The sequence below is a fragment of the Mucilaginibacter pallidiroseus genome (assembly GCF_007846085.1).
GTDB lineage: Bacteria > Bacteroidota > Bacteroidia > Sphingobacteriales > Sphingobacteriaceae > Mucilaginibacter > Mucilaginibacter pallidiroseus.
In genome coordinates, this window is the sequence record NZ_VOEJ01000010.1 from 139,284 (window position 1) to 151,267 (window position 11,984).

Annotated in this window: 7 protein-coding genes; 5 read left to right on the forward strand and 2 right to left on the reverse strand. The window is 41.9% G+C overall.

What is annotated here, in order from left to right; genetic code table 11:
- The first annotated feature begins 131 nt into the window (after nt 1–131).
- From FPZ43_RS18175 to FPZ43_RS18185, 3 genes are all read left to right on the forward strand, one after another.
- Complete coding sequence (locus FPZ43_RS18175) at nt 132–2,420, forward strand: GH92 family glycosyl hydrolase (protein WP_146383347.1); 2,289 nt, start codon at nt 132–134, stop codon at nt 2,418–2,420.
- 133 nt (nt 2,421–2,553) lie between these two features.
- Entirely contained in the window at nt 2,554–3,786 is a 1,233-nt protein-coding gene (gene fucP / locus FPZ43_RS18180) for an L-fucose:H+ symporter permease (RefSeq protein ID WP_146383348.1), read from the forward strand.
- 82 nt (nt 3,787–3,868) lie between these two features.
- The gene (locus FPZ43_RS18185; RefSeq protein ID WP_146383349.1) at nt 3,869–4,897 is read left to right on the forward strand and encodes a LacI family DNA-binding transcriptional regulator; all 1,029 of its coding nucleotides are present in this window, start codon (nt 3,869–3,871) and stop codon (nt 4,895–4,897) included.
- A gap of 160 nt (nt 4,898–5,057) precedes the next feature.
- Here the strand turns inward: FPZ43_RS18185 and FPZ43_RS18190 are convergent, their stop codons facing one another.
- Together FPZ43_RS18190 and FPZ43_RS18195 are read right to left on the reverse strand one after the other, a co-directional pair.
- Nucleotides 5,058–7,682, reverse strand: a complete 2,625-nt coding sequence (locus tag FPZ43_RS18190; protein ID WP_146383350.1) for a glycoside hydrolase family 2 protein — start codon at nt 7,680–7,682, stop codon at nt 5,058–5,060.
- A gap of 106 nt (nt 7,683–7,788) precedes the next feature.
- Nucleotides 7,789–9,792, reverse strand: coding sequence for a sialate O-acetylesterase (locus tag FPZ43_RS18195; RefSeq protein WP_146383351.1), 2,004 nt, complete (start codon nt 9,790–9,792; stop codon nt 7,789–7,791).
- A 1,356-nt stretch (nt 9,793–11,148) separates the two neighbouring features.
- Between FPZ43_RS18195 and FPZ43_RS18200 the strand changes: the two genes are divergently transcribed.
- Together FPZ43_RS18200 and FPZ43_RS18205 are read left to right on the forward strand one after the other, a co-directional pair.
- Nucleotides 11,149–11,520: a DUF4238 domain-containing protein gene (locus FPZ43_RS18200; protein ID WP_146383352.1), complete on the forward strand. Its 372-nt coding sequence runs from the start codon at nt 11,149–11,151 to the stop codon at nt 11,518–11,520.
- On the forward strand, nt 11,477–11,920 hold the full coding sequence (locus FPZ43_RS18205) for a hypothetical protein (protein ID WP_186461891.1): 444 nt from the start codon (nt 11,477–11,479) through the stop codon (nt 11,918–11,920). The genes FPZ43_RS18200 and FPZ43_RS18205 overlap by 44 nt, the downstream gene beginning before the upstream one ends.
- Nucleotides 11,921–11,984: the final 64 nt, after the last annotated feature.

Here is an 11,984-nt window from a genome sequence, read left to right on the forward strand (position 1 = left end):
CTAAATCGATTTATTTAAGTATTTTTATTCAAATTAGTTGGTTAATAAAGGGCACATATCCGGGGCGGCAACGTTCCGGGTATTTTGCTAAACAACCAAACTTCAGTTAAACATCCAACCAATAACAACCTGTGTATAAAACAAAATTGATTTCCAAAATAGCCTTAAGTTTTACACTTATTGCCAATGCCGCAACTGCACAGCAACAAAATCTGGTGCATTATGCAAATACTTTACAGGGTACAAACAGTAAGTTCGAGCTTTCATATGGTAATACTTATCCTGCAACCAGCGTGCCTTTTGCCATGAATACCTGGACACCGCAAACCGGCAAGAATGGCGATGGCTGGAAGTATCAGTATTTTGAGAATAAAATACGGGGCTTTCAACAATCTCATCAATGCAGCTCATGGGTAAATGATTACGCCGTGTTTTCATTAATGCCTGTTACAGGTAAACTTGTGGTTATGGACGACGACCGCGCCGCATCCTTTTCGCACAAAAATGAAGTTGCCCAACCCAATTATTACAGCGTTAAACTTGATAACGGTATTAAAACAGAAATGACCACAACCGCACGTGGTGCGCACCTGCGGTTCAGTTTCCCTACAAACGGTACCGCTTACCTGGTGCTTGATGGTTACACCAAGCAAAGTCAAATAAAAATTGACGTTGCAAACCATAAAATAACCGGTTGGGTTAATAATTGCCGCTGGGCACCGAATAACTTTAAAAACTATTTTGAAATTATACTTGATAAGCCATTTAAAACTTACGGCACCTGGGAGAACAAAAAGGGTGAAATAAAGGCCGGCAATAACGCGGATGAGGGAGATGGCAAGGGCGCTTACCTGGAGTTTGCGCCCGGCACGGTGGTTACGGCCAAAGTGGCTTCATCATACATCAGCCCCGAGCAAGCTAACTTAACATTAGCTACAGAATTGGGCGGTTTTAAAACATTTGATGATACCAAAGCTGCTTCAACCAAAATATGGAACGATTTATTTAACCGGGTACTTGTTGAAGGCGGCACCGAAGCGCAAAAAGCTACTTTTTACTCTTGCCTGTACCGGGCCAACCTGTTCTCGCACCGTTTTTTTGAGCTGAACAAAGAAGGCAAACCATATTACTTTAGCCCTTATGATGGAAAGGTTCATGATGGTTACATGTATACCGACAATGGCTTTTGGGATACCTTCCGTGCGCAATTTCCGCTGAATACCATTTTGCATCCTAAGATGCAGGGGCAGTATATGCAGGCCCTGCTTGCCGCCCAGGAGCAATGCGGTTGGTTGCCTTCATGGTCGTTCCCTTCAGAAACAGGGGGTATGATAGGTAATCATGCGATATCATTGTTAACAGATGCTTGGGTTAAAGGCATCCGCACGTTTGATCCGCAGCGGGCGCTTAAAGCATACTACCATGAGGCTAATGAGAAAGGCCCATGGGGTGGTGCAAACGGCCGTGGCGGTGCAAAGGAATACAATGAAAAAGGTTACGTACCCTATTCGCAAAGAGCCTTGGGCGCAACAGCACAATCGCTTGAGTATGCATATGATGATTTTTGCGGTTACCAATTGGCTAAATCTGTTGGTAACAAGGAGTACATGGCCTCTTTTGGTAAAAACATGTACAACTACAAAACACTTTATGATCCCAGCACACGTTTTATGCGTGCAAAAGACGAAAACGGTAAGTGGGTAACACCATTTGACCCATTGGAGTGGGGCGGTCCTTACACCGAGGGTAATGCATGGCATTGGCAATGGTCTGTTTTTCATGACATCCAGGGATTAATAAACCTGATGGGTGGCAACAAAAACTTTACGGCAAAAATTGATTCGGTTTTTTCGCAGCCATCAACCATTAAGGTAGGCGGTTACGGCAGTGTGATTCACGAAATGACAGAGATGGAGCTTATCAAAATGGGGCAGTATGCACACGGCAACCAACCCATACAGCACATGATATACCTGTACAACTATGCGGGCCAGCCATGGAAAAGCCAGTACTACGCACGTAAGGTAACTGATAAGTTATACAATGCTACAGAAAACGGTTACCCCGGTGATGAAGATCAAGGCCAGATGTCGTCATGGTATGTGTTGAGCGCTATGGGGATATACAGCGTTTGCCCCGGTACAGATCAGTACGTTATTGGCAGCCCTACATTCAAAAAAGTCACTCTTACCCTCGAGAACGGTAAAAAGTTTGTCATCGAAGCGGAAAATAACAGCAAGGATAATATCTACATACAGTCGGCAAGTTTAAATGGCAAACCATATACACGTAACTGGTTAAGCCATTACAGCATTACAAACGGCGGCATACTTAAATTTAAAATGGGCAGTAAACCTGCGTACAGTCGTGGCCTTGCCAATGCTGATAAGCCGTTTTCGGTATCAACAATTACAAGGTAATTAGCCTGCATATTATTTTATACAATCCCCACAAAACAACAATTAAAAGTAACCGGTTTAAGGTTACTTTTTTATTATATGCAATGCGTAACGGGTTTTTACAGTATAATTGTACACCAATTAATTTACCGTAATGCATAGCCAGCCAAAGTTTACCGAGCTGCAATATTATATTGTATTAGCATTTGTAACGCTGCTTTTTCTATTGTGGGGCGTGGCCATGACCATGGGCGATGTGCTGAACAAGCATTTCCAAAATGTATTGCACATCTCTAAATCAAGCTCGGGCCTGGTACAGCTATCTATATTTGGTGCATATGGCGTAATGGGTATACCGGCAGGGTTGTTTATGAAACGCTTTGGCTACAAACGTGGCGTTCAGCTTGGCTTGCTGCTGTATGCCTGCGGTGCTTTCTTGTTTGCTCCCGCAGCTAATGCACAGTCTTTCGGATATTTCAGGCTCGCACTTTTTGTACTGGCTTGCGGATTGGCCACACTTGAAACCGTGGCTCACCCTTTTGTGGCATCACTTGGCGACCAGCGCACAAGCGATCAGCGCTTAAACTTTGCCCAGGCTTTCAACGGTGTTGGAGGTATAATAGGCCCTTTGTTAGGTAGCTTTTTTATTCTTAGGGCCGAAGCCGGCCATACTAACGACCTTGTATCTGTAAAACAACTTTATGTAGCCATAGGAATAGTAATATCCATTATTGGGGTTCTATTCAGCTTGATTAAAGTGCCCCAATTAACAGATCCTCATGTGTCTACGGTAGACGGTTATTCCACAGCCGAGGTGCCCAAGGCAGGTACAAAGCTGTTCCATAACAGGCACTTTGTATTTGCAATTGTTGCGCAGTTTTTTAATGTTGCTGCCCAAGGCGGTACGTGGGCGTATTTTATAAATTACGGGCACGAAGTATTGCATTTAAGCGATGCAATGGCGGCAAATTACTTTGCATTCAGTATATTTTTAATGATGATTGGCCGCTTTACGGGCACCTTTTTAATGAGATACATTGCGCCTGCCAGGCTACTGGCCATATTTGCCGCTTGCAATATTATAATGTGCGTTGTTGTGTCGCAAGCTTTGGGATGGGTATCGTTCGGCGCACTCATCATGATCAATTTCTTTTTCAGTATTATGTTCCCAACCATATTTAGCTTGGGCCTTAAAAATTTAGGCCAGCACACCCAGCAAGGCGCATCATTTATTGTGATGGGGGTAGTGGGTGGCGCCTTCTTCCCGCCGCTGATGGGGCTTATAGCAAACAAAAATGTGGCACTTTCATACCTGTTGCCAATAGTTTGTTATGCCGTAATTTTTGTATTTGCCTACAACTACAAGCGGCTGAGAAGTAAGGCTTAGCAGACCTGCTTTTTGCCTTACATCTTACAGTTTTAAAACTTGAAAATTAAGATTACCTTGCGTTGCATTAAATCGGTTTAGTATGACTAAAAAAATATCCATAGTTGATATTGCAAATACTCTTAATATCTCAAAAACCACTGTATCATTTATACTTAACGGCCGCGCGCAAGAGAAAAGAATAAGCGAGGAACTTGTTGAACGTGTACTTAAACTTGTAAAGGAAGTTGGTTACAAACCAAACTCGTTAGCCAAAAGTTTACGTACCGGTAAATCAAACATTATAGGTTTGATGGTTGAGGATATTTCGAACCCATTTTTTGCCAGCATTGCCCGCCTTATTGAAGACCGTGCTTATGAAAAAGGATATCGGATTATTTATTGCAGCACCGATAACGATACCGGTAAAACACAGGATCTGATAACCATGTTTCGGGACAGGCATGTAGATGGATACATTATGGCGCCGCCGAGCAATATAGATGATGATGTGCGATCGTTGTTAAAAAGCGGATCGCCGGTGGTATTGTTTGACCGTTACCTGCCCGAAGTTGAAACGGATTATGTTGTGGTTGATAATCAGTTTAGTACTTACAATGCAACCCGGCATTTAATAGAGCAGGGTTATAGCAAAATTGCTTTCATTACATTCTCATCGCAACAAAGCCAAATGATGGATAGGGTAACCGGTTATAAAAATGCAATGAAGGAGGCCAAGTTAAAAACCTTTATAAAAGAAGTTGACTTCAATCGGAATGAAGAGCTCATTATTGAGCCGATACATGCCTATCTCAAAAAAAATCCTACTATTGATGCCGTGCTTTTTGGTACCGACCACATGGGTACATGTGGCTTAAAGGTAATAAACCAGTTGGGCCTTAAAGTGCCTGATGATATTGCCGTTGTATCATTTGACGATTACGACGTATTTAAACTGCATTCGCCGCCCGTGACCGCAATAGCGCAACCTATAGAAACTATTGCAGACAATATCATCACTTTGCTTTTAAAAAAGCTTGATAACGGGAATGCCCAAACCATGCAGAAGATTACATTATCTACTAATCTTAATATCCGCAATTCATCTAAGCAGGTAGTTAAGGCGGTGTAAAACTGGTATACGTCGAAGCATGAGCCTCTTTAGATGTTGTCATTACGAGGAGCGTAGCGACGTGGTAATCTCGTCGCGTTGATACGCTTGCGACGAGATTGCCACGCTACCGCTCGCAATGACATTGTATTTCGTAGCTTATCTGAAAATTAGCAAAGCACTAATTGTTGTAAGCCTTTGCTTCCAGTTTATAGCCTTTTTTAAGCAGTATTGGATCAACTTCAAGCGTAATGTATTTAGACTCGCCCTGCATCAACGAAAAATAGCCATCGCTTAATATCGCCGGCAGTATTTGTTTCCCGGCATTGTCAAGTAGCTGTACCCTAATGCCAAAAGCCGCAGTATTGGCCGACTTATTAGTTACCTGGTAAGTAATTAACTTGTTTAATGCGTTTTTAGCGAAGTTTATTTTCGGCGTACTTACAGTTATATCTGCTTTAAGCATGTTGTTTAATGCTTTGTAATCGAGGTAGGTTTTACCGAGCCAGTAAAAGTTTTCGGAAAGGAGACTTTGTTTGCTATCCTTAAGTTTCAGCCTCAAAAAATATACCGCCGGCAATGCTGTTGTATCTGTCCCTGCAAAAGCTGTGAAAGCCTGGGTTGCAGCATTCGCATCGGCATTAAGCTGTACTGTTTTCGAGTATGCTTTAAGAAGTTTGCCGTCAGTTCCGTAAACCTCGGCAGTAGCTGTTAAGTTATTTAGTTGTTCCGTTTTGTTGTTGATGATCTTTACAGCATTTGTTGCGGCATTCCATTGAATGTGGACAGGCTCGCAGGCAGATTTGGCGCCAAAGTAAGCGCCCGTAAGATCATAGTAATAATCGTACGTTTGCCAAATCATGGTAGGGTAGGCTGATTGGCTCATCCATATAAGCATGCCGCTGGCATCCTTCCACATGTGGTCGTTCCAGGCCTCAAACATGGCTTTCATTGTTTCCGCGTTTTGCATTTGTGCTTTCTTGCAAAAATCGGCTAATGATGTTGCTTCGCCATAACTTTTATTAATAAACTCGATATATTTCGCCGGTTGAGAACCACCGCCAAGCTCGCCCTCAGTGCTAAAGTAGTGCCTGGCCCACATGTTTGTTTTACTTTCGACAGCTTTGGCAGTTGGCGCTACCCAATACGCTTTAGGCATAAATTTTTTAAAGCTCTCAATATTTACAAAAGTAGCCGTACCGAGCTCACTACGCATTCCGTATGAGTTTTGCGAGAACAGGTAACCATTATGCGGATCAGTAAAGTATGTTTTCGGGTCGACGTTGCCCCATATTCCACTCCCGGATAACATGCGGCTACCACCGTAAATAGAAAAATTTGGATTGGTAGGGCCTGCGTTTGAGCGCGGAATATATAGTTTATCGGCACCATCATTTTCGCTAATGGCATTTTTAATTGCCATGCTAAGCGCACCTGTTGTATCGCCGCCGGGCAAACCTTCATTAGCGCCGCACCAAATCACTACAGAGGGGTGGTGACGAAACTTTTTAACCTTTTCAATAGCATTTACTCTAAAATTATCGAGGCTATCGATAGGGCCGAAGTTGTTGAGCCAAAAATCATCCCAAACCATAATGCCGTACTTGTCGCAATATTGATAAAATGCTTCGTCGGTTACCTCGCCCGTCCAGTTCCTGATCATGTTAAAGTTCATTTCTTTATGGAAACGAATGCGCGGTTCATAGTCTTTACCGCGCACTTTAAGCATATAATCGCTCATGCCCCAATTACCTCCCTTTACAAGTACCGGCACATCATTTATATACAAACGCATAGGTCCATTAAGAGCGGTTGTATCAGCCGTAACCTTGCGGATACCAAAGCTGCGCACCGCAACATCCGACGTGGTTTTATTACTCACAAAACTCACCTTACAACTGTAAAGGTTTTGCTCGCCATAGCCGTTGGGCCACCAAAGTTTAGGGTTGTTAATTGCTAATTGCTTATAGTTTTCTTTCGCGAAGTTTATTGCTTTGGCGCTGTTGGCAGCAATGCTTATTTGTGGGCCGGTCAACACAATGTTGCCAGGTTGTATAACTACTCGTGCATTACCTGTTACGTTGTTATTTGTGGTATTAATCAAGTTTGCAGCTATGTTTAGCTCGGCAAGTTTCTTAGATACCAGGTTGGTTTTAACCCATGGATCTTGCACGGCTACAGGGCCGGTGGCCGTTACGGCTACAGTGTCGGTTATGCCGCTGTTTAAACCGGGAACCGCAGGCATCCAGTCCCAGCTGCCGCTGCTTAAATATGTTGGCGCTTGCCTGTTTGCCAGGCCAAATGCCGGGTTTGGCGGAATAACAAGTATCGCTATTGCATTTGGCTCATTGCCATTAAGTAAATTGGTAACATCGTATCTGCCACGTTCAACAATCCCCTTTATAGTGCCTAAGTGCTTACCGTTAAAATAAACATCTGCCATTTTGTGTACACCGTTAAAGTTCAACCATATCCTTTTACCTGCAGATAGGGCACTTGTAGTAAACTCGGTACGATACCAATAAGGCTGATTGTATTTGGCTTTATCAACCTGGTAGATATTATCGGCATAGTCTGGATTTTTTTCCTTGCCCGCCAGTACGTATGAATAAAACACCGTGCCGGGCACTACAGCGTTAATCGCATTGGGTGCAACAAAACCCGGCTTAGAAATTTTTAAAGCAGACTGTTTAACCCCTTGCTGCGGAAACACCATCCAGTTTAACTTTGAGATTGATTGTGCAATAGTGCAGTTTATAGCTAAAAGGCAAGTTATGGATATGAGGAAAGGCTTGGCGAATTTCATTAGAATGTTGTAAGCGAGTTGTTATAAATCGATTTAGTTTAAAGGCGGTTGGTTTAAGTCGCCTTTATGTGAAGAAAGTTGGTCTTGGTGCTATAGCTGGACGAAACTATTTTTTGTCCAACCTTATGTCGTCCCAATTATCGATTTTGAATGGCACTGCCGGTAAGCCGTCTTTATTATATAGTGCGCCTTCGGGCGTGTTTTGCCAATTGTACCTTACTGAAACAGGGTTAGCCACAGCCAGACTACTTACCGTTACGTTTTGGCCTTTAACGGTTGCCATGGCAGGATAAAACTTTTTATCTTTTCCGGCTATGAAAAAGCCTTTTACATCACTTGAGTTACGGTTAATTAGTCCCCCCTGTGAGTGGGCAAAACGTAACTCCACCTTATTGCCAACTATCTTTTGTGAAGAAAGCATTGGGCCGCTAAACTCAGCAGGTTGATTGTAGTTTTTAGCAAGTGCAATAAGAGCCAACCTTAAACCAACATCTTGTTTATTGCGCGGGTGTATGTTACCGGCTTCACCAATATCAATGGTTACCGCCATGCCGGTGTACGGGAGTTTTAAGGCATCTGTTTGTGCACCCCTTAGTTCGGGCCAGTTGGCAACGGGCGGCTGGTCGTTACAATTGTAATTGGCAATCTGCACAAAGTAAAAAGGCATGTCGGGATTATTAAATTTTGCACGCCAGTCGTTTATCAACAGCGGAAACAACGTTTTGTATTCCTCGGCTCGGTCGGCATTGCTTTCGCCCTGGTACCATATAACGCCTTTAATATTAAAAGGCAGGATGGGGGCAATCATGGCATTGTAAATAAGCGTAGGCCGGTTTGGTGTATTAGCATGAACGGGCGGCTGCTCTAATTTTGGAAGCGGCAAGGCCTGTTTATAAGTCCACTCTCCTCCAAGATCAATCGATTTCGATGGATCTGCAGCCAGTTGTAATGTAAGCGGGCCCTTATTAATGCCACCTAATCCGCTATTATCAAATACACGCACTGATATTATATTTTTCCCGGCCTTAACCAATTTACCCGGAATGCTATAATTACGCGGATAATAAAACTGCTCCGTATGACCTACCTCTTGCCCGTTAAAAAAACTTAAATCATAATCATCAATGCCCTGCATGTTCAGCTTAATTTCCTTCCCCGCCCAATCGGCCGGTAAATCAACAGTTTTTCGTAACCACATGGTGCCATCGTAGTTGGCTACGCCTGCTTGTTCCCAAAAGTTTGGTAATTGCATCTTAGGCCAGGTGGCATCGTCAAAAGCTAACTGTGCCCAGTTGGCAATTGTATCGTTAAAGCCGGGGTCGTTACTCCTGCTACGGTTTATCCACTTGCGCACCTCGGTTTTGTACTGCTCATCAATACCTGCTTGGGTTAGTCCATTCTCCGTAGATTTTACAAAATCTGCAAACGCGGGCATCTTCTTAAGCGATGTGCCGCTTGTCCATGCCTCTGCCACGGTTCCGCCCCAGTTATCGCTTATTAAGCCAATAGGAATATGTTTTTCGTCATAAATCTTCTTAGCAAAAAAGTAAGCTACTGCCGAGAAATCTTTTACAGTTTCAGAGTTGCATACTTTCCAGGGCCATTTTACCGGCACATCCAGTTGCGGCTTGAAGCTGGATGTGTTATCGATCTTAATCATCCGGATGGCGCTATACTTCGCCGCATCTGCAATTTCCTTGTCTGCATTAACAACGCCATATGCACCGCTGCCTACAGCCATTTCCATATTGGATTGGCCCGAGCAAAGCCAAACATCACCTATAAGTATGTTTGATAGCGTGAGTTTTTCTCCGTCATCAAATGAAACATGGTAAGGCCCACCATAAGCAGGCGTAGCTACTTTAGCCATCCATTTGCCATCTGCAGCCACCTTAGTCTGGTACTTTTGCTTGGTCCAACCAGGGGTGATGATAACCTGACCGCCGGGCTTTGCAGTTCCCCATAGGCTTACTTTCGCCTTTTGCTGCAATACCATGTTATCGGTAAAACATGCCGCAGGGACAACTTTAGCTGATACCGGCTGACAGTACAAAGAAAGTAAAAGCAGCGCTGATGTATAAAAAGTATAAAGCTTGAACGAAGTGCTCATATTTAAAGTTAGTGATTGGATTAAGAAGTAAATATTAGCGCAATATAGTAAAACGATTTAGCAATTTCTAGATTTGAAGTATGAATTATCAATAAATTGAGGATATCAGCGAAAATTAGAAGAATTATTAAGAAAGAGGGAATGCGTAAACAGCGATGATATAATTTCTGTACACATGCGGAAAGACCAATGTTTTCATACAATAACATTTTCAATAAACAATGAATTAGTTACATCCTGTTTCAGCTTCGCTTTCAGGCGTTCAATAGTTATTCACAGCTTTTTCTATTTCGTATTTTTTAATCCATGTAATGGATTATTTATCAGCGTGTAATATAATTTTTGAAGACCTAAGGTAAAAACGAATCTCAGATGCTAAGTTAGGTGCTCAGAAGTTTGGCTTTCTTTGGGTTTGGAAAGAGGATAATTGATGAAAAAACCCCTTAAATCGCTGATTTAAGGGGTTTAGATGTCTCCTGAAGGAGTACTTTGTGCGCCCCCCTAGGCTCGAACCTTTTTAATTAATCTGTTCATTACCATGATCATATCATCTTAATTAGCAAGTAGATTGCTTTATAGTAATAAAAGAAATTGACAGATACTCAATGAATAAAATATAAAGTTTAGAGGGAAGCAATCATTAGTTATGGCAGGACGATAACCTATGCTTGTAAATTCTTTATTGTCAATGCATTAATCGAAACAAATCAAAGCAGGTGTTCACTTAGGTAACTACCTCTTTTCATAACTAAAGATACACATTTATTCGATATAGATCACAATCCTTGACTTATTTCCATGAGCATTTCTTCGTATTGAACCGCGAAAAGCTTACTTCATGCATTAACTTGAAGGAATAAAGTGACACAAATCACTAACAACGAACATCAAATTGAAAGGGAGGGAAATGTAACTAGACTATTTATCGCCCCTCACGCAGTAATATGTAAGATTTTGATAAAGTGGTCTCTTTAAAGACCCGCTCAAATCATATATACTTATATCAATCTAATGATGCAATTTACCAATTTATTAATTGTTAAGCAAATGAATTTGCATTACACGTATGCATGAAGCGAAATAAAAATTGTAATAATGAGGTATGTCAAACTCAAAGATCCAGTGCATTTATAATCAATATCTTATCAGAAGGCTTGCAAAATAAATTTTTAAAGTTGGTTTTAGTGTTAAGTTCGGCTTAATTAAGTTAAATGGATATTATATTGAAATCTTGAATCTAAGGTTCGAGGTCCGGCAGGAACCGGGGAACGCCCAAAAAAACAGATTGACCAGACTTGTCATGCGTGTGATAAATAAAATTGATAGCTTAGCTGATGCTAAACCAAAGTATATAAAATGCGCCCCAAATCACACCGACACCATTTCGTCCCTGAGTTCTTAACTAAAGGGTTTCTAAACGCTGATGGTGAAATAACAGTTTATGATAAAGTGGACGACAAGTATTACCCCGGCAATCCGGTAAATCTCTTTGTTGAGAAGGACAGAAACACATTCCCTAATCTCGAAGGTATCGAAGATGATGTGATCGAACAAGTATATGCTAGTTATGACGCAATATTCTCAAGTGCGCTTACCCAAATCTCTGATAAAAACCACGTTACGAATGATAATTTTAAACTGATACTTCTGTTCGCTTATATTTCAAAGTGGCGCGTGCCGCAATATGACGAGTCATTTAAAAATGCCAAAGCATTTTTTTTCTGTTGACGACCTGGGTTTAGGATTAAAGAACGATCACAATGAACGTATCGATCTTAACTTCGAAGCATTCTTTACATCAGACATGCATCAAGAGTTGAAAAGGTTGCTGTTGGCTGTGCAACCATTTCGTTTCAAAGATGATTTTAAAAAACTCTTAGCGCACAGTTTCATAATCTCTACGCCCTTTGATGCGCTTATCAGTGATTGCCCCTTTATTGAGGCTACAATTAATAGCGATGAGTTTTTTGAAGATTTCGTATTTCCCGTGAATAAAGATTTAACACTGGTATATTCAAGTCGAATCGACCGAAATGAAATACAGGATTTTCTCTTGAATGGCGATCAAATGGATATACCACTGATGTTGACCCCTCTTCGCCAATCTAAAGTGACCCCTTTGAGTTAGGGTTTGAAAGAGAGTAAAGTTGTTGTACAGATAGGCTCCTGAGAGCGGATGTTTTTGTACGGTT